This window comes from Nocardia sp. NPDC102475 (genome assembly GCF_055584605.1).
Window position 1 is genome coordinate 97,601 of the sequence record NZ_JBVJLS010000003.1, and the last position, 17,637, is coordinate 115,237.

The 17,637-nt window shown below is 65.3% G+C and carries 20 protein-coding genes; 16 read left to right on the forward strand and 4 right to left on the reverse strand.

Features of this window, described 5'->3' with window-relative positions; all coding sequences use genetic code 11:
• Positions 1-133 precede the first annotated feature (133 nt).
• A complete protein-coding gene (locus ACZ60G_RS06205) occupies positions 134-1,309 on the reverse strand; it encodes a lipase family protein (RefSeq protein WP_465808369.1) in 1,176 nt (391 codons plus the stop codon).
• Positions 1,310-1,664: 355 nt separating this feature from the next.
• On the opposite strand from ACZ60G_RS06205, the gene ACZ60G_RS06210 reads away from it, so the two are divergent.
• The 5 genes from ACZ60G_RS06210 (at position 1,665) to ACZ60G_RS06230 (ending at position 4,185) form a co-directional block, all read left to right on the forward strand.
• Positions 1,665-1,931: a hypothetical protein gene (locus tag ACZ60G_RS06210; RefSeq protein WP_465807762.1), complete on the forward strand. Its 267-nt coding sequence runs from the start codon at positions 1,665-1,667 to the stop codon at positions 1,929-1,931.
• 130 nt (positions 1,932-2,061) lie between these two features.
• A complete protein-coding gene (locus ACZ60G_RS06215) occupies positions 2,062-2,562 on the forward strand; it encodes a DUF2599 domain-containing protein (protein WP_465807764.1) in 501 nt (166 codons plus the stop codon).
• 51 nt (positions 2,563-2,613) lie between these two features.
• Positions 2,614-3,309, forward strand: a complete 696-nt coding sequence (locus tag ACZ60G_RS06220) for an SDR family oxidoreductase (protein WP_465807766.1) — start codon at positions 2,614-2,616, stop codon at positions 3,307-3,309.
• A gap of 32 nt (positions 3,310-3,341) precedes the next feature.
• Positions 3,342-3,644: a putative quinol monooxygenase gene (locus ACZ60G_RS06225; RefSeq protein WP_040700936.1), complete on the forward strand. Its 303-nt coding sequence runs from the start codon at positions 3,342-3,344 to the stop codon at positions 3,642-3,644.
• 313 nt (positions 3,645-3,957) lie between these two features.
• Positions 3,958-4,185 (forward strand): hypothetical protein, encoded by a 228-nt coding sequence (locus tag ACZ60G_RS06230; RefSeq protein WP_364379944.1) that lies wholly within the window; start codon positions 3,958-3,960, stop codon positions 4,183-4,185.
• A 53-nt stretch (positions 4,186-4,238) separates the two neighbouring features.
• Here the strand turns inward: ACZ60G_RS06230 and ACZ60G_RS06235 are convergent, their stop codons facing one another.
• On the reverse strand, positions 4,239-4,877 hold the full coding sequence (locus tag ACZ60G_RS06235) for a TetR family transcriptional regulator (RefSeq protein ID WP_465807767.1): 639 nt from the start codon (positions 4,875-4,877) through the stop codon (positions 4,239-4,241).
• Positions 4,878-4,931: 54 nt separating this feature from the next.
• On the opposite strand from ACZ60G_RS06235, the gene ACZ60G_RS06240 reads away from it, so the two are divergent.
• Both ACZ60G_RS06240 and ACZ60G_RS06245 read left to right on the forward strand, forming a co-directional pair.
• The gene (locus ACZ60G_RS06240) at positions 4,932-5,600 is read left to right on the forward strand and encodes a class II aldolase/adducin family protein (RefSeq protein WP_465807769.1); all 669 of its coding nucleotides are present in this window, start codon (positions 4,932-4,934) and stop codon (positions 5,598-5,600) included.
• Entirely contained in the window at positions 5,597-6,544 is a 948-nt protein-coding gene (locus tag ACZ60G_RS06245; protein ID WP_465807770.1) for a carbohydrate kinase family protein, read from the forward strand. The genes ACZ60G_RS06240 and ACZ60G_RS06245 overlap by 4 nt, the downstream gene beginning before the upstream one ends.
• Positions 6,545-6,550: 6 nt before the next feature.
• On the opposite strand, the gene ACZ60G_RS06250 is transcribed toward ACZ60G_RS06245, so the two are convergent.
• Entirely contained in the window at positions 6,551-7,438 is an 888-nt protein-coding gene (locus tag ACZ60G_RS06250) for a helix-turn-helix domain-containing protein (RefSeq protein ID WP_387284237.1), read from the reverse strand.
• Between the two features lie 88 nt (positions 7,439-7,526).
• Positions 7,527-7,751, reverse strand: a complete 225-nt coding sequence (locus tag ACZ60G_RS06255; RefSeq protein WP_387284239.1) for a DUF397 domain-containing protein — start codon at positions 7,749-7,751, stop codon at positions 7,527-7,529.
• 363 nt (positions 7,752-8,114) lie between these two features.
• On the opposite strand from ACZ60G_RS06255, the gene ACZ60G_RS06260 reads away from it, so the two are divergent.
• The 9 genes from ACZ60G_RS06260 to ACZ60G_RS06300 all read left to right on the forward strand — a co-directional run bounded on the left by ACZ60G_RS06260 (position 8,115) and on the right by ACZ60G_RS06300 (position 17,603).
• A complete protein-coding gene (locus tag ACZ60G_RS06260) occupies positions 8,115-8,912 on the forward strand; it encodes an SAM-dependent methyltransferase (protein WP_465807772.1) in 798 nt (265 codons plus the stop codon).
• 202 nt (positions 8,913-9,114) lie between these two features.
• On the forward strand, positions 9,115-9,351 hold the full coding sequence (locus tag ACZ60G_RS06265) for a hypothetical protein (protein ID WP_465807774.1): 237 nt from the start codon (positions 9,115-9,117) through the stop codon (positions 9,349-9,351).
• A 191-nt stretch (positions 9,352-9,542) separates the two neighbouring features.
• Entirely contained in the window at positions 9,543-9,740 is a 198-nt protein-coding gene (locus ACZ60G_RS06270) for a hypothetical protein (RefSeq protein ID WP_465807775.1), read from the forward strand.
• 446 nt (positions 9,741-10,186) lie between these two features.
• The gene (locus tag ACZ60G_RS06275; RefSeq protein WP_465807777.1) at positions 10,187-11,446 is read left to right on the forward strand and encodes a PucR family transcriptional regulator; all 1,260 of its coding nucleotides are present in this window, start codon (positions 10,187-10,189) and stop codon (positions 11,444-11,446) included.
• A gap of 84 nt (positions 11,447-11,530) precedes the next feature.
• Positions 11,531-11,965, forward strand: a complete 435-nt coding sequence (locus ACZ60G_RS06280) for a CBS domain-containing protein (protein ID WP_465807778.1) — start codon at positions 11,531-11,533, stop codon at positions 11,963-11,965.
• Between the two features lie 229 nt (positions 11,966-12,194).
• Positions 12,195-13,403, forward strand: coding sequence for an aminotransferase class V-fold PLP-dependent enzyme (locus ACZ60G_RS06285; RefSeq protein ID WP_465807779.1), 1,209 nt, complete (start codon positions 12,195-12,197; stop codon positions 13,401-13,403).
• Positions 13,400-14,692, forward strand: coding sequence for a heavy-metal-associated domain-containing protein (locus ACZ60G_RS06290; protein ID WP_465807781.1), 1,293 nt, complete (start codon positions 13,400-13,402; stop codon positions 14,690-14,692). The genes ACZ60G_RS06285 and ACZ60G_RS06290 overlap by 4 nt, the downstream gene beginning before the upstream one ends.
• Positions 14,689-16,284, forward strand: a complete 1,596-nt coding sequence (locus tag ACZ60G_RS06295; protein ID WP_465807782.1) for a type III PLP-dependent enzyme domain-containing protein — start codon at positions 14,689-14,691, stop codon at positions 16,282-16,284. Before ACZ60G_RS06290 ends, ACZ60G_RS06295 begins: the two co-directional genes overlap by 4 nt.
• Complete coding sequence (locus ACZ60G_RS06300) at positions 16,284-17,603, forward strand: pyridoxal-phosphate dependent enzyme (protein ID WP_465807784.1); 1,320 nt, start codon at positions 16,284-16,286, stop codon at positions 17,601-17,603. The genes ACZ60G_RS06295 and ACZ60G_RS06300 overlap by 1 nt, the downstream gene beginning before the upstream one ends.
• Positions 17,604-17,637: the final 34 nt, after the last annotated feature.

The window sequence follows — 17,637 nt, forward strand, 5'->3', positions numbered from 1 at the left end:
AAGTCAGGCTAACCGAGGGAACTCGCGCGGATACCCCGCCGTGCCCGAGTTGTGTGTGTCACGTCGCCGAATCGCAACAATCCGAGCCGAATCCGCTTGTCCAGCAACTCGGATCCGGCTCGGTCACCGATTCTCAACAGTTGCTCGGCGCTACCTCCCCTCGGAATCGCGCGTCCAACCAATTCAGCGCCGCCGGAATGCCCAGGACCGCGGCGGTGAGATGGTCGGGTACCGGGATCTGCTCGGACTGCACCCGCGCCCCGGCCGCGCACCAGCGCTTATCGGTATTCACCACCGCATCGACGGGAATGAGTCCGTCGATCGGCGAATGCCATTCGAAGATCGGCGTTTTCGGCACGCCGTCGTAGAGTTCGAGGCTGTTCTCCTCGACCACCGCGCGTGCGGTGGCATCGTTCATCATCGAGGTCGACTTCGCGAAGTCCAGCGCCCCGCGCCCCGCGCCAGCGGCCAGGATGTCATTGGTGCAGCTATTGGCGATCGCGGTCCGTGCGGCGAGGCCGCGCTCGTTGAGTTGGTCGCTGAGCGGGAAGCGGTCGGGATACTCCCGCTCCAGGCCGAGTCCGGCCGCCAGGGCGAGCCCGAAGACCGGATGCGAGTTGAGGCCGAGGGTCTCCAGCATGGTCACCAGATTCATCGGCACACCGCCCATCGCGGCCCCGGCGATCTCCACGTCCGGCGCGTACTTCGGCGCCAGCGCGGCCGCCCATGCGGTAGCCATGCCGCCTCCGGAGTACCCGACCATCGAGACCGGGCTCTTCCGCACCTGCAATTCGGCGACCTGCTTCACCGCCCGGATGCCGTCGAGGGTGATCATGCCGCCCAATTTGGCCGCGCCGTAGGCGAAATTCGGGCCGAGGTGGTCCGGCAGTGCGACACTCCAGCCGCGCGAGAGCAGCACATTCCAGCCCGGCGCCTCCCGGACGATGAGGTTCGGATCACCGGTGTAGAGAACACGCGATACCGAGCACTCAGCACCGAGCCCGTTGATGATGTGCTGATAGGAGAGCAAGGGGCCGTCTGGGGCGTGTGCCTTCGGAGTGAGCACCGTGGTGGTCGCCGCGATCGGCTGACCTTCGGAGCTGGTGGAACGGAAGCGCACGACGGTGACGGTGGTATCCGGGAAGATCGCCAGCGGGGGCATCACCCGCGTCGCGATCACATCACCGGGTTTCTTATCCGCCAGATCGGGCGGGTTTGCGTAAAAAGGGTCGGGATCAGGGGCGGGATACAGAGGTGTGGTGTGGGCGGCGCCAGCCGCCGTCAGCACCATCAGCAGACCGATCGTCATGGCCAGCGACTGTTTGCCGGTCGCTCGAATCACGGCGCCGACTGCGCGCATCGGTCTACGCAGGGCCTGTCTCATCGACGTATTGCCTCCGGGAGAGAGTTTGGTCCAACGTTGGGAACATAGTCGACGGCGATTGTCGTGAAGGCAACGGGCAAGCGAAATGTTTTGAGAAATCACAACTCTCGGCCGCTCGAACCGTGGTCGGCGGACCGGCGCCTTCGTGACTGTCTCCGATCGCGAGGTGTCGTGTCTGTGACATGTCCAGCTCATCGGCCGGACCATGTTCCGCACCATGGTGCGCGACCTACCGTCAGACCTATCGACGCGGCAAGTCGGGTCGGAAGGAGACGGTGGCATGGACGGCACTGTGAAATCTGGAACGGATTCCCCCGAGCGAAACTCGGTGTATCCGATGGATATCCAGGATCCACCGACGCGCCGGGTCACCGTCTACTTCGACGGTCCGACCGCCGAGGACGCACTCGTGCTCGAGTACGCCGCCACCCGAACCGAGGCCTGGGAATTCACCTCGGCCGCGCTCGACGCCGGGCTCACCGTGACGGTCGACAGCAAGGTGCGACCGGGACTGCGCCGACTGCCGTGCCGCTCGCTGTGGCACTGACCGTGCCTGCGGCGTCGCTGCCGTAAACCCTCGCTGCTGTAAAAACTGGGCGGCCACATCCCGGTATGGCTGTTGCGCCGCCGCAGGATGACTACTCTCGGATGGTGGACACCATCCGGGAGGATCGACGTTGACCCAGCGGAATACCGAATGGGCACGGTGGGGTGCGGTGCTGCTGTGCTGCGGTGCGCTGGTCCCTGCCGCCGCGGCGTGCGGCTCAGACGAGGCACCGTCGGCCGTAACCACAACCACGACGACACCCACGGCCGCAGCCGTATCCACCACTGCCCTTGCCGCGCTGCCGAGCGTCGATCCCTACGCCGATATGCCGCTCATCGACCACACCACCTGGACCGAGGGCGTCGACGGTGCACGCCTGAAGGTCTACCCCACCGAGGCCGGGCGGCGCGAAGCCTTCCCCGATACCGAAGAACGGGCGTGGCAGGAGGTGCTCACGCACTCCCCCGACGCCGATACGCCCGGTATGCGCGACCAGTTCGTCTGTCACTGGGTCTGGGCCCGCATGGTGCAGCCCAACAAGGAGAGCTGGAATCTGGAACCCTGGCGTCCGGCCGTGGGCTATCAGGCCACCGTCCAGGCATCGTGTAACCCCGGAGGACCCGAACGCTGACCATTTCGAGCGATCTGCAAGCAATCGCTACGGCCTGAAAGGACACCCCATATGCGCGTCGTCATCGCAGGCGGACACGGGAAGATCGCACTACTGCTCGGCGAAATACTCAGCGGGCGCGGCGACGAGGTCGTGAGCCTGATCCGCAATGCCGACCATGCGGACGAGGTAGCCGCCACCGGCGCACGACCGGTCGTCTTCGACCTCGAGCACGGCACGGTGGCCGAGCTCGCCACCGTCGTAAAGGGTTCCGATGCGGTGATTTTCGCCGCGGGCGCCGGTGCGGGCAGCGGGGCGGCCCGCAAGTACACGGTGGACAAGGGCGGTTCGGTGCTGTTGGCCGATGCCGCCGAGGCGGCCGGTGTCCGGCGGTTCGTGCAGATCTCCACGATGGGCGCTGGTAAGCCGCCCGCCCCAGGCACCGACGAGGTCTGGGCCGCCTATCTCGACGCCAAGACCCAGGCCGAGGAAGATCTGCGCGCCCGCGATCTCGATTGGACGATCCTGCGCCCCGGCCGGCTGCTCGATACCGCCGCGACCGGCCGGGTCTTGCTGAGCACGCCGCCACTGCCCTTCGGCAGCATCCCTCGGGCCGACGTCGCCGCCGTCCTCGCCGAAATTCTGCACGCGCCACAGACCACGCACACCACTTTGGAGCTCATCACAGGCGACATTCCGGTAACGCGCGCGGTCTCGAATATCGGTAGCCAGCCGATCGCCGAAGGCGGTGCCGCAGTTACCGATTGACATTTTTCGCCGCTAGATTGGAGAACATAACCGTGTTCAGCCGTATCACTTCCCTGAAGCTGCGACCCGGATCCCGCGGTGAATTCCTCGATGTGGTCAGTCGCAGTGCCGCGGCATCGGTGCGCGAGGAACCCGGTTGCCTGCGATTCGATGTGTGCGCCGACCGGGTTGATCCGCACCGGTTTTTCCTCTACCAGGTCTATATCGATGAGGAGGCCGCCGAAGCGCACCGTTTCACCGAGCATTTCCTGGCCTGGCGCTGCGCGGCCGACCGATATGTGGAGCCGGGCACTCAGGTTCACTACAGCACCGATGTCGTGATCAATGCGAAATAGATCGCGCCGAATTAGCCCCCGCATCCGCGCCGGTTCGCGGATGATTAGCAGGTGCGAAAACCCAACTGCGAAGGCACAATCGATCGTGCAGATGTGCTTGCAAATGAAAGGCACACCGACCTAAACTCAGTCCCGCAAGGCATTACAGGGGACAACCAGGGGAGGCCGCGTGGGTGAACCAAGGGCCGATGTCGCCAGGGGTTTGCTGCCGCCAGACGTCAGGGGCGTTCGAATGGACCAACCACTTCACGGCGGCCGGCTCGGAATCGCCGAAGCCGCACTGGCCGACCAGCCAGCGAACGGTATAACAACTATGAGCACACCGTCGACCCGAAGCGGACAGCGCAGTACCGCGTACTCGCGAGAAACCGCAGTCGCTTTCGTCATCGATGCCGTCGAGTCAACCGGTGCGGCCACTCGACATGATTTCGATATCGACCGGATCGTCACCACCGCGCACGCGATGGCCGACGACTGGGACCTCGAAACCCTGCAACCGGCCACCTTCTGGCGCATCGCCTCCAGCTTCATCAAGCAGTGACCGGCAAGCACCGGCTACTGCGTCCAATGATGTAGCAGCGCAACCGAATTGCGTTACGTCTCGGTCGGCGATGCCCACTGTGCCGTATAGGCCCGCAGTGCGACCTTGGCCTCGCGCAACAGATTCGGGTCACCGTCGGGATCGGATCGGAATGCCTCCTGTAGGACCGCATCGCCCATGAGATGGGCGGCGCGGCAGGCGATATCGAGTCCTTCGATATCGGCGACGGCGCCCTGGGCGAGCATGACCTCCCGCAGCGTCACCGCCATCCGGCGTTTGTGCTCGCGATCGGCGGCCCGGGCGGCCTCGTTGAAATCCTTGCCGAACCACAGCGCTCGGAAGCCGGGCTCGTCCCGGTAGACCTGGGCGAACGCGTCCACCAGCACGCCGATCGGATCGGCCCAGCGCTCGGTGCGCGCGAGCTCGAGCAGCAGGGCCGCCTTGGCCTCCAATTGCTCGATATACGCGGCGGCGAGGGTTTCGATGACGGCCTCGCGATCCGGGAGGTACTGATACAGCGAGCCGACCGAAATCCGTGCCTCCGCAGCCACTCTGATCATGGTCAGCGCCTCGACGCCCTCCGTGGCGATCAGGCGATCGGCCACCTCGAGCACCCGCGCCAACCGCTCCCGGCTGCGCGCCTGAATCGGCACGCGACGCAGGCCCGCCTCGGGTAGTGCACGGATCGGCACGGATTACCTCCGAACGTAATGTGAATCATATTCAGGTTTGGGTAGAGTATCCGGATGACCACCATCGCACCAACCGAACGCGCTGAGGTAGCGGCGGTCTGTCAGCGCCTGGCCGCACAGGGGCTGCTGATCGGCACCGCGGGCAATGTGAGCCTGCGCTGCGGTGATCTGGTCGCCGTCACGGCCACCGGCGCGGTGCTGGCGGAGGTCATCGCCGACGATGTCACGGTGGTCGACCTGGCGGGTCAGGTGGTCGCGGGACGCTACGCGCCCACCTCCGAATTGGGTCTGCATCTCGATATCTATCGCACCTACGCCACGCAGGCGGTGGTGCACACCCATGCGCCCAAGGCGACGGCCATCGCCTGTGTGCTCGACGAACTGCCGGTCATCCATTACCAGCAGCTGCTGCTCGGCGGTGCGACGAGGGTCGCCCCGTTTCATCCCTTCGGCACGGTCGAACTCGCGGATGCGGTGCGAACGGCGTTGCAGGGCAGGCAGTCCGCGTTGCTGGCCAATCACGGTGCGGTCACCATCGGCGCATCGCTGAACCAGGCCGTCGAATCCGCACTGCTGCTGGAATGGGCCTGCGCGCTGTATCTGGACGCGATGACGATCGGCAGGCCGCGCGAACTCACCGAACAGCAGCAAGCCGCGGTCGTCGAGGTGGCACTGCGCACCGGATACGGCACTCGCAAACCGCTGGAGAAGGACACCGAATGAACGTAATCGCTTTGGGGGCACATGTTTTGGATATCCTCGTCCGACCCGTCGCGACCATACCGGACGGGCAGCAGACCGCGCTGGTCGAGGACATCCGCATCACCGCGGCGGGTACGGCCGCGGGTACCGCGCTGACACTGGCCAAACTCGGCGCGAGCGTGCGGACCGCGGGTGCGATCGGCGCGGACACCTCCGGGGATATCCTGCTCGAGCTGCTCGCCAAGGCCGGCATCGATACGAAACTGGTGGTGCGCAAGGAAGATCAGCCGACCTCGTCGTCGGTGCTGCCGGTCCGTCCCAATGGTGCGCGTCCCAGCCTGCATCTGTTGGGCGCCAACCCGTTCTACACCCTCGACGATGTCGATTGGGCCGCGATCGCCGCCGCCGACCATCTGCACCTCGGCGGTCCGGAACTGATCGGTGCGGCAACTGCGGCGCGAATCCTGCGCCACGCCAAGGACAATGGCGTCAGCACCTCGGTCGATCTGATCGCGCCCGGCGCACTCGGTAGCCTCGACGCCATCGCCGAAGTCCTCCCGCATACCGACTACTTCCTCCCGAATGACGAACAGGTGCTCGGCTTCACCGGCACCACCGACCTGGTGGCGGGTTGCGAGGTGCTGAAGGACGCGGGCGCTTGCATCCTGGCGGTTACGCGGGGCGCCGACGGCACCCTACTCGTCGGCCCGGACAACTATCAGGACATTCCCGCGTTCGCCGTCGACGTCGTCGACACCACCGGGTGCGGTGATGCCTTCTCCGCCGGTTTCATCCGTGCGATCGCACTGGGCCGAAATCTGCGTGCCGCCGCGATCCTCGGAAATGCGGTCGCCGCACTGGTCGCCCGCGGACTCGGCAGCGACCACGGCGATTTCGATCTCGCCGCGGTGGACGCGTTCGCAGCCGAAACACGCACTATCGACCCGAACAAGCCGGGTCGATAGCGATATTCAGGCGTTCTTGGCGTACTCGGCGAGGATCTTCAGCGACTCGCCTGGCGCCTCGGCTTGCACACTCAGGCGGTCCATGACCGAGAGGTACAGCGCCAGATCCTGTTTCCGATCCAGGTACAGCGCACTGGTCAGATGTTCGAGATAGACGATGTCGGGCAGCTCGGTCTCGGCGAAACGCAAGATGCTGAACGAGCTACCCGCAGCGGCGTGTTCGCCTGCCGAGTACGGCAGGACCTGCACCGTGACATTCGGGAGTTCCGCCAGCTCGATGAGGTGTTCCATCTGCTCGCGGTGCACCCGCGACCCACCGACCGGCCGATGCAGCGCGGCCTCGTCGATGATCGCCCAGATGATCGGCGGCTCGGCTCGACGCAGCACCTCCTGCCGGCGGATGCGGACCTGCACGCGGCGGTCCATATCGGCATCCTCGTACCCGAGTGACATTACGGCCCTGGCATATTCGGGCGTCTGCAGCAACCCGGGCACCAGGTGCGCCTCGTAGGTACGGATCTTGGTCGCGGCCTGCTCCAAGCCGAGATAGGTGCCGAACCAGGACGGCAGCAGATCGCTGTAGCGGTGCCACCAGCCTGGTTCGTTCGCCTGCCTGGCCAGATCCAGGAAACGCTCCCGCTCCTCGGCGTCGGTGACGCCGTAGAGGGTCAGCAGGTCGCGGATATCGCGTTCCTTGAATCCCGTGCGACCCAACTCGAGACGACTGATCTTGGCGTGTGAACCGCGGATGGCGTCACCTGCGGCCTCACGGGTGATGCCATTCTTCACCCGCAGGTCACGCAACTGCCCGCCCAGCGCGATCCGCAATACGGTCGGACCACGTTCCACTACAACCGATTGCACACGACCGTCGTCATCGGGTTCTGCGATCATGAAGTCATCTCCGATACTCGGGTTTGACCACAGTGTGTCACAAATACCACGTTTGAAAACACACCGCACCGATCGCCTATGTTACCGCTCAGCTAGTCAGGTCGTCGAACTCCCCGGCCTTCGCGCCGCGCACGAACGCGTCGATCTCCGGTCGAGTGTAGAACAGGATGCCACCTTCCGGGTCGCGTGAATTGCGAACGGCGATCGAACCATCCGACGCCTCGGCGACCTCGACGCAGTTACCGCCCGACGGACCGCTGAACGAGCTCTTACGCCAGGTGCCTTTGATCTTGGGTGTACCGGTGTCGAACATCTTCCCCACTCCTCGGCTGCTTCCAGTGTGAGATGTACGCTCGAGCGGCTTTGCAGATGTGCGCTCAAACGTTCTTGCATTTGCACCTACATCTGCAAGATAGCACGAAGCTCCCCTATGCGGCACAAAAGAATTCAGACCTGCCGGTCCCCTTCGTGACCCCTGTTCAACGCGTTACGCGAGTGCTGTACGCGGCCGCGCGCGACGTGCCCGAAATGCGTGATCGACTCCTCGATCCCGCAGGTCGAGCCGACGCGAATCTTGTACTGTCACAGTGCACATCGGCCGTGCCAGCCAATCGCGACACCCGCCGCCTGAGCAGTCCGGTTCACCGTTAATCAGCTCGCCGAGGAGTCCAGCCCCATGTCCGACGATCAAACCCCGCTCATCCGGACCGACATCCCGCATTCCGCGCGCATCTGGAACTACTGGATGGGCGGTAAGGACTATTACGAAATCGACCGTATCGCCGGTGATGCCGGCGTCCAGGTGGATCCGGACATCACCACCATGGCCGTGCAGTCGCGTCAGTTCCTCATTCGCGCGGTCCGTTACCTGGCGGGCGAGGAGGGCATCCGCCAGTTTCTCGATATCGGCACCGGCCTGCCGACCATGCAGAACACCCACGAGGTCGCCCAGGGCGTCGCGCCCGACTCGAAGGTCGTCTATGTCGACAACGATCCTCTGGTCCTCACCATGGCGCGGGCGTTGCTCACCAGCACCACCCCCGAGGGCGTAACCACTTACGTCGATTGCGATTACCACGATCCGGAGCAGATCATCGCCGACGCCCGCAACGTGCTCAATTTCAACGAGCCGATCGGCGTGATGTTCATGGGCGTCCTCGGCCACGCCAAGTCCTACGACGAGCTGCTGCGCATCGTGCGCACGGTGCTCGCCGCAGTGCCGTCGGGCAGCTTCCTGGTCATGTGGGACGGCACCGACGACAGCAAGGAGTACGTGACGCTGTGTGAGAACTACACCGGAACCGGCGGCGTACCCTATGTTCCCCGACCCCAGGCCGAAATCCGTGCCGTATTCGACGGTTTGGAACTGGTCGAGCCCGGATGCGTATCGATCACCCAGTGGCGCACCGATGCCGCCGAGGTCGGCGAGGTCCGGCCGATCTCCGCCTACGGCGCGGTCGCGCGCAAGCCCTGAAGCGCAAGCGGCACAACGGCGGTCATCGGCCACCCGGTCGAAGACCGCCGTTCATATTTCTGTTGGTCGTTCGTGCAAATGTACTTGCATCTGTAAGTGCCGACGGCCTAAACTCGGAACCAGAATCGGGGAGGTACGCAGGGAGTTCGCGCCGGCGTCACCACATCCACCTCCCCATCCGCAGACGCGAGGGGCGGTCGAGATGAGTACGCCATTCCGAACTCCGCGCGGGGCCACGATCGCCGGCGGATCCGGGATCGACACCCTGCGGCAAAGCTCGGCGCCGGAGTACGCGCCACTCGATTGCGGTGTCGAACCGCGCGGCCTCACCTATCGGCAGGCCCGCGAGATCCTGCACCTGCACGAGGTGCACGGCCCGCAGTGCCGCCAGTGGCTTGCCGCCGCGGCCTACCTCTCCGCCGGACTGGACGACGAATAACGTTCGACCCCAACGGCTCCACCAACGCGGCCCCAAATCGCTTCGCACGCAGTGATGTTCGTACAGATGTACTTGCATCTGCACGACACGCGGCTCTAAACTCATGCGCGACAAGGGAGTTTCGCACCCGAGAGCCCGTGCCGCTGTCGCCACCGGGATCTCTCGGCGCCAGAGCCACAGGGGGCATTCGCATGAATCCACCACGCGCTGCCGGTCGACTCGGGATCGCCGATATCGCCGCGGCCTACGGCACCGACGCATTGCAGCGGCGCATCGCCGAGCTGCGCGCCAGCGGCCAGCACTACGCCGCCATCGCGATCGAACGCGAAATCCGTAGCGGCGCAGTAGTAATCGATTCCGACCTGCGGAATCAACAAGGCGCGGCCTAAATTCGGTCGCCCCGCCCACGGACCGGGCGTTCAAGGCGCACAACAGGTTCGGATGTACGGACGGGTCGAGTGCTTGCAGCGCAATGGATACCGTGCGCGGCGAGTACATCGTCGTCAGCTGATCGGGCATGTCCTGATCGCAGCCGTCCTGGCGGGTGACGTCGTGCACCGTCGCGTCTGGACCCGCGGCGCGACGGCGCAGGCCGATCGCACGCAAACGCCGGGCCGAGGCCAACGTTAAGACGGCTGGTCACGGATTCTCGATAGTTCGCGCCGAGCGCTGGAGCTTCCCACCACGGCACATGGCCCGGATGTGGGCAATGCACAACGTTGCCGCGCCGCAATAGATTTCGCGTAGTCTTCCCTGGTTCATAACCATTTCGTATAGTGATGCAACGATTCGGGCGCAGATCTATCACGTCCGATGTGGCACTGGAGCGACGCGTATGACCTTCTCCGCGCTGGATCTGTCCGTCGACCCGACGGACCCTGTCCTAGAGATCGGCGGCCAGCCCGCGTCGATTCCCCTACTCAATACCGACCGCGTCGCCTCGCGCATGGTCGGTTACTTCGCGACCTGTATGGCGCCGTGTCGCACGCTGCCCGGCGAGCAGCTACGCGACGATGTCACCAAGCTGACCCGCAGCTGCCTGGCATTGGCCGCCGAAATGTTCGATAAGCGCACGGTTCCCGGCGAGGAACAGCTCGGCGAGGTCAGGGAGGCGGCGGCGCAATGGGCCCGCGAGGCCGTGCCGCTGGGCACCATCCTGCGCGCCTACCACGAGGGCCTGCGCATCGCGTTCGGGCTGGTGACCGCGCGCGCCAAGGCCGACGATATCGATGAACTGCTGGTCGCCACCGACCTCATGCTCGAACTCCTGGAGGCGATCACCGCGGCGGTTTCGGACGCCTACGTCGAGGAACAGCATCTCGTCGCGCGCGAACACCAGACCGCGACGCAGACGCTGGCTTCGGCGCTGCTGAGCGGTCGCGGCAGTTCCGCACTCGCCCGCCAGGCCGGCATTCCGATCGCAGATTCGTACCAGGTGGTCGCGCTATCGATTCCCGAGCATCCGGACGAGCGCGATCCACGCGTCGACAGCCATGTCGCCGCCCGCAGAAAACTGCGCCGCCTGCAATCGGAACTGGCCACCGCCTTCAAATCCCGGGTGCTCGCTCTGCTGAGCACAAAGGGCGGCACGCTACTGGTCCCGATCGAGGACGATGCGCCGGTCCTGACCGCCGAAACACTGCAACTGCTTGCCGAATCCGCCGAGGTCGCGCTCACTGCCACGCTGGTCACCAGCGAGACCGATCAGATACCCGACGCCGCCGATCAGGCCCACGAACTACTCAATCTGGTGCGGGTCGGCGGACGCAATCCTGGCCTCTACCAGATGGCCGACCTGGCCGTGGAGTACCAGCTCACTCGGGGCGGGCCGGCCACTCGGCGCATCGCGACCATTCTCGATCCGCTCGACGCCCATCCCGAACTGTTCGACACCATGCGCGCCTACCTGGGCAACGATATGAATCGCCAGCTCACCGCGCGCCAGCTCTATGTCCACCCGAATACCGTCGATTACCGGCTACGCCGCATCGCCCAGCTGACCTCGATCGATCTGGCCACCTCGGCAGGCATTTCACAGGCCGCCATCGCCCTGCTCGCGCGCGATCTGGACCGCAGCGTCGCCCGACGGCTGTAGATTGCAGCCTGATGCGGATTTGTGCTGGTCACGAGATCACAAAGGCGTCATCCTAGTAGTGCTGCGACCTCTGGATGGTGGATTATGCGAATAGCGGAGATCTTGCACAGGAAGGGCAGCGACGTGGCGACCGTCGCGCCCGAGACTACGGTACGGACCCTGCTCGGCACGCTCGCCGAGCACAATATCGGGGCGGTGGTGGTATCGCCGGACGGCAACCGGATCGTCGGCATTGTCTCCGAGCGCGATGTGGTGCGCAGTCTGCACGCGCGTGGCGCCGGGCTGCTGGATACGCCGGTCTCGGAGATCATGACCGTCGATGTGCGCACCTGCGCACCCGACGACCTGGTCGACGGACTGCGCGGCACCATGACCGAGCACCGCGTCCGGCACCTGCCCGTGGTCCGCGACGGCCGCCTGATCGGCATCGTCAGCATCGGCGATGTGGTCAAGAGCGCGATCTCCGAACTGGCCACCGAACGCCAGCATCTGGTGGAGTACGTACAGGGGCAGTACTGAACTGTCGCGGATATCCGCGACAGGACCGTTGGTAGCTGCGACTTGTCGAAAGACGTTGGCTACGAGAATCCTTCGAAGCCGTCACCGAAAGTGCGTATCGTTGGTGGCGTCCAGCGCGGTTCTCGGAGGGAGCGCCACCTTGCGGTCATCTGCGTCCAGGACGCACCTAGCCCGACCGGCCACCACCCGGTCCGCACCGCGGATTCCGGCGCCGTCGCCCCTCGCGACCGTGCGCGAACTCTTTCCGGCGCTGGCCGAATCCACGGAGACCTATCTGGACAGCGCGGCCACCACGCAGAAGCCGCTGCCGGTCATCGAGACCATCCACCGCTATCACACCTCGCGTACCGCCAACGCCGGTCGCGGAACCTACCCGTGGGCTACCAACCTGACCACCCGCCTGGCCCGGGTCCGGGATCGCATGGCCACTTTCATCGGCGCCGAATCGCCCGCGGAGGTGGTCTTCACCGGCGGCGCGACCGCGGCGCTCAATGCCGTCGCATTGTCCTGGGGGCTGGCCGAACTCGATGACGGCGACGAAATCCTCTACAACCCGCGCGATCACGCCTCGAATGTGCATCCGTGGCACCATCTGCGCCAGGTGCTCGCGCGCTTCGGCCGGCGCATCGAACTGGTCCCCTACCGGGCGACCGAACTCGGCGAAGCCGATACCGCGGACATCCTGGACAAGGTCGGGCCGCGCACCCGGCTGATCACCACCAGCCATCTGCACCACGTCTTCGGCGGACTCACCACGCTCGAGGAGTTGCGCGGCAAACTCGATCCCCGGATTCTGCTGTGCTTCGACTGCAGTCAGAGCGGTGGGCATATGCCGCTGGATGTGACCGAACTCGGCGCCGACTTCGCGATCTTCGCCGCGCACAAGATGTTCGGCGCACCCGGCACCGGAATCCTGTACTGCCACCGCAGAGTTCACGATCGGCTGCTGCCCTTCCTTCCCGGTGGCAATACCGGGGTCGACCTCACCGACGCCGGATTGACCTCGACCGGCATGCCGGAACTGCTCGAGGGCGGCACGCAGAACATTCCGGGCATCCTGGCTCTCGGCAGCGCACTGGAGGTGCTGGAATCGCTGGATGTCGGTGTGATCGCCGCGCACAATCGCGAATTGACGCTGCGGCTCATCGACAATCTGCGTCCGGTGCCCGGGCTGGAGTTCCTGCCCGGTCCGGCGCATGCGCCCTGCGCGATCGGCTACGGCATCGTGTCCTTCACGCTCGCAGGCATTTCCACGACCGATCTCGGATTCGTATTGAGCGAGTTGGGTTTTCTGGTCCGCACCGGCTTACACTGCTCACCCCGGGCTGGCGACGACGCCACGGACTCGGTACGGGTCAGCACGCACATCTACAACACCGTCGAGGAGATCGACCGGTTCGCGACCTGCGTCAAGACGATTGCCGAGGAGGTCACATGAAAATGGACGACACCCCGCGCTATGACCGGCGGGCGGCGTCCCGGGTGCTGGCAGGCCTGGCCCAACCCGGATTGTTCGCCACTCCGATCGCGGTCCCGTCGAGTCGACATATCGAATACACCTGCGCCGCACTGCGTCCCGAGCCCGACAGCCACCTCACCTATTCGCAGCGGCTGTACCTGCAGCAGTTCATGCGGCCGTGCCAGCCCGCGCAGGTCACCAGCGCGACGCACCGCATCGCCTGGACCGATAGCGACGGCGTCCCCAATACCGGACACTTCCGCGCCGACGGCCTCGGGCCGCTGGTACCCATCGCCATGCGCGAAGCCGTGCTGGTGCTGTGGCACGCCCTCGCCGCGAATTCCGCACTGACACAGCGGGTCGACGGCCTCGGCCCGCGCGAACACGCGGTGCTCGACGGGACCACCACCGATCACGATCCGATCGAAATCTTCCGCGTCGGCATCGAGGCCACCGGACGCGCACTGGCCCAGCACGCACTGCTGGCGCGGCAGACGCAATATCGCAGTGCGGCCGAATTCGCCAGGGGCATACACAATTCCGGCATCTTCTCGGCGGTCGCCACCCGCTGGTTCTGGGAACTGCAGGCCTCCACCTACCGGCGCGGCATGATCCCGGTGACGCTGGCCGCCCAACCGGACGGCACGGTGCGCTATACCGCCGACACGGTGGCGACACTGCGCGCGATGAAGGACACCACCATCGAGGACGCGCACACGGTGATGAGGCGAGCGACCCGGGCCGAGGGCCTGAGCGTCGACGCGGCCATCGCGAAATACCACGACGATCTCGATCTCATCTCCCGCCAGTACGCGCTGCTGCCCGCCAATACCCGACCTTCCTGCCTGGCCGCCATGCCCCATCACCTCGGCGGCGCGCACTACAACCTGTTGCCGCTGGTGGTGGACAAGTTCGTCGAGATCTTCGAACAGCTCGCCGAGCGGATCCGGGTCACCGAGGTGAGTGCGGAACTGGACGAACTGACCGCCGACGCGCCTGCCAGCGCCGAGGATCGGATCTTCTATGTGCCGGATATGAGCTGTCAGCACTGTGTCCGCACGATCACCGGGGTGCTGGAGACGATGGGCATCAAGGTGATCGAGATCGATCTGCCCAGTAAACGGGTGGTCGCCGAATTCCGCAGTCCGCGCAATCGAGCCCGCGCCTTCGAGTCGATCCGCGACGGCGGCTACAACCCGGTGGCCGAGAAACCGGCGCGAACCGCATTGGCGTCGCCACGGTCCCAGCCCACGGAAACCGTCGTATGACGGCACCGCTACCGGCGCTACCCGCGAAGATCCATCCGCTGGTACGCGCCTTTCTCGATACCCGCGATGCCGTCGAGGAGACGCTGATTCGCTTCGGATCACCGACCCACCTGGTGTTTCCGCAGGTCTACGCGGAGAACCTGAAGCGGTTGCGCGCCGTACTCGACAGCAGGGGCGCGCGCTACCGAATCTGCTACGCGCACAAGGTGAATCAATCCCGTGCCTTGGCGCGAACCGCCGAACATGCCGGTATCGCCATCGATGTCGCTTCTCCGCAGGAGTTGGCCAGTGCCATCGGGGCCGGATTCGGCCCGATGCGGATCGAGGTGACCGGGCCGAAAGGTGAAGCGTTCCTGCGTGATCTGATCGACTGCGGCGTCACCATCAATGTCGACAATCTGTGGGAGCTGCGGCGGATCACCGAATTGGCCGGAGACCGCGCGAGAGTTCCGGTGCTGCTGCGGGTTTCCGGTTTCGACGAGACGGCGGTGAGCCGGTTCGGTGTGCCGCTGGCCCATGTAGACCAGGCCCTGGATCTACTGTCGGCCAATCGTCGGCGAATCGCGTTCCTCGGCTTCGCCTTTCATATCGACTCCGGTGACGCCGCGGAACGCATCCGGGCCATCGACGCCTGCCTCGAGCTGGTCGAGCGCGCCTACGACTGCGGACTCGGCCCATCGGTGCTCAATATCGGTGGCGGCTTCCGACAGGTGTTCACCGCCGATGCGGACCGCTTCGACGGGTATGTGCGGGCGCTGCGCGAATCGCTGCTCGGTCGTGGCGAATCGATGAGCTGGTCGAACAATACCTTCGGCTATCACGTGGATGACGGTGCGGTGCACGGGATTCCGGTCTTCCACAAGTACGCGAACACGGTGCCCGCGACGGCGATGTTGAACGATCTGCTCGGCGCTGCGCTGGAGCGCCACGGTGGCCGCACGATGGCCCAGGTGGCCGGTGACAATATGCTCGATATCTGGTTGGAGCCGGGTAAGGCGCTGGTCGATCATGCGGGGGTGACAGTGTCACGGGTGGAGTTCGTCAAGGAACTCGCCGATGGCACGGTGCTGGTGAACCTGGATCTGAGCCGGGATCAGGTGACCCCGGCGGATCAGGAGGTCATGGTCGATCCGGTGATCCTGCCGAGTGTCGCGCATATGCCGAGCACCGCTCCTGTCCGCAACGCCGTCCCAGGCGATGGCGTGACGCCGCTGCGCAGTGCCGCCGACCCCATGCCGACCTTGCGTCCGGTCGTCGAATCCGGGCCGGTCGGTGTGTATTTCGCCGGACGCCTGTGCCTGGAGCGCGATCTGATCACCAATCACAAGGTGTGGCTGCCCGAGTGCCCGCGCCAGGGCGATCTGGTGGTGTTCCCGAATACCGGCGCCTACCACATGGACCTGTCCGCGGCCTCGGCGTCGATGCACGCACTGCCCGCGAAACTCGCTGTCGTGCACCGTGCGGACAGTTTCCAGGTCTATCGCGATACCGATTACGAACCGGTCATACCCGTCGGTCTGCCGCCACCGCGCCGCACTCCCCCGCGCGGCCCGCGTCGTCCGCTGCCGCGCCGACCCTCCGGAGCGCCGTAATGCGCTACGACCATATCACCGAGCTGATCGGCAATACGCCGCTGCTGCGCCTCGATCCGGCCGTACACGGCCTGGCCAATGTCGAGCTGTACGCCAAGCTGGAGTCGCACAATCCTTTCGGCTCGGTCAAGGACCGGGTGGCCTGGGGCATGATCCGCGACGATCTCGACGAGATCCGCGCGGGCGGGCAGACACTCATCGAGGCTTCGAGCGGCAATACCGCCAAGGCGCTGCGCATTCTCGGCGCGATACACGGCATCGGCCTGCGCGCGGTGACCAATCGGATCAAGGTCGCCGAGGTGCGAGATCTGCTGCAACTCTTCGGCACCGAGATCGTGGAGTTGCCCGGGCTGTCCGAATGCCCGGATCCGACCACACCGAACGATGTGTATTCGGTGATCGAGGCGACCATGGCCAAGGAGCCGGGTGCCTACTATCACGCCTCGCAGTACACCAATGAGAAGAATATCGAGGCGCATCACCACGGCACCGGCCGCGAGATCCATGAGGATCTGGCCGCCGACGACATCACCCGCGTCGACTATCTGATCGGCGGGCTCGGCACCACCGGCTCCACCCGTGGGACCGCGACCTATCTGCGCAAGCACAATCCCGAATTGCGTTGTATCGCCGTGGTTTCCGATCGGTCGGACTTCATACCCGGTATCCGCTCGGAGAGCGAGATGTGGGATGTCGGGCTGTTCCAACCCGATTTCTACGACCGCATCGTCACCATCGATTCCACCCGCGCCGTGGACGCCACCCTGGCGCTGGCCACCGGGTACGGCATCCTGGCCGGTCCGACCAGCGGAGCGAGCTATGCCGCCGCGCTGGAAACCCTTGGTGAGCACGCACTTTCATCGAACGAACCCGTCGTTGCGGTCTTCATCGTCTGTGATCGGCTCGAGCCGTACCTGTCCTATATCAAGAAGCGCAGGCCGGAACTCTTCGACCGCGCCGATCGCCGCCGCGCACCCACCCCCGCCGAACTCGCCGCGACACCGGCCGTGTCCCCGCAGGAATTGGCCGAACTGGACCGCACCGCCCGGCCCACCATCGTGGACACCCGCGGCGCGATGGCCTATCGCATCGGCCATGTGCCGGGCGCGATCAATATCCGCGACGACCAACTCGACGATATGTTCACCCACGGCGTCCCGTTCTCCCGATCGCGCCCGCTGGTCTTCGTCTGTCCGGTCGGCGAACTATCGCTGCGCTTCGCCGCCATCGCCCGCCAGGAGGGCTTCGACGCCAGCAGCCTCGGCGGCGGAATCGTCGCCTGGCGCGATGCCGGATTCGCACTCGAACGCGGCGGCTGATCCCCGATCGGTGTGGCCCAGCACTGAGCCGGTC

Excerpts from the sequence above, each read along its gene's own strand:
- ACZ60G_RS06205 (WP_465808369.1), bottom strand. The coding sequence starts at position 1,309 with ATGACGATCGGTCTGCTGATGGTGCTGACGGCGGCTGGCGCCGCCCAC.
- ACZ60G_RS06210 (WP_465807762.1), top strand. The coding sequence starts at position 1,665 with ATGGACGGCACTGTGAAATCTGGAACGGATTCCCCCGAGCGAAACTCG.
- ACZ60G_RS06220 (WP_465807766.1), top strand. The coding sequence starts at position 2,614 with ATGCGCGTCGTCATCGCAGGCGGACACGGGAAGATCGCACTACTGCTC.
- ACZ60G_RS06230 (WP_364379944.1), top strand. The coding sequence starts at position 3,958 with ATGAGCACACCGTCGACCCGAAGCGGACAGCGCAGTACCGCGTACTCG.
- ACZ60G_RS06240 (WP_465807769.1), top strand. The coding sequence starts at position 4,932 with ATGACCACCATCGCACCAACCGAACGCGCTGAGGTAGCGGCGGTCTGT.
- ACZ60G_RS06245 (WP_465807770.1), top strand. The coding sequence starts at position 5,597 with ATGAACGTAATCGCTTTGGGGGCACATGTTTTGGATATCCTCGTCCGA.
- ACZ60G_RS06250 (WP_387284237.1), bottom strand. The coding sequence starts at position 7,438 with ATGATCGCAGAACCCGATGACGACGGTCGTGTGCAATCGGTTGTAGTG.
- ACZ60G_RS06255 (WP_387284239.1), bottom strand. The coding sequence starts at position 7,751 with ATGTTCGACACCGGTACACCCAAGATCAAAGGCACCTGGCGTAAGAGC.
- ACZ60G_RS06260 (WP_465807772.1), top strand. The coding sequence starts at position 8,115 with ATGTCCGACGATCAAACCCCGCTCATCCGGACCGACATCCCGCATTCC.
- ACZ60G_RS06265 (WP_465807774.1), top strand. The coding sequence starts at position 9,115 with ATGAGTACGCCATTCCGAACTCCGCGCGGGGCCACGATCGCCGGCGGA.
- ACZ60G_RS06270 (WP_465807775.1), top strand. The coding sequence starts at position 9,543 with ATGAATCCACCACGCGCTGCCGGTCGACTCGGGATCGCCGATATCGCC.
- ACZ60G_RS06275 (WP_465807777.1), top strand. The coding sequence starts at position 10,187 with ATGACCTTCTCCGCGCTGGATCTGTCCGTCGACCCGACGGACCCTGTC.
- ACZ60G_RS06280 (WP_465807778.1), top strand. The coding sequence starts at position 11,531 with ATGCGAATAGCGGAGATCTTGCACAGGAAGGGCAGCGACGTGGCGACC.
- ACZ60G_RS06290 (WP_465807781.1), top strand. The coding sequence starts at position 13,400 with ATGAAAATGGACGACACCCCGCGCTATGACCGGCGGGCGGCGTCCCGG.
- ACZ60G_RS06295 (WP_465807782.1), top strand. The coding sequence starts at position 14,689 with ATGACGGCACCGCTACCGGCGCTACCCGCGAAGATCCATCCGCTGGTA.
- ACZ60G_RS06300 (WP_465807784.1), top strand. The coding sequence starts at position 16,284 with ATGCGCTACGACCATATCACCGAGCTGATCGGCAATACGCCGCTGCTG.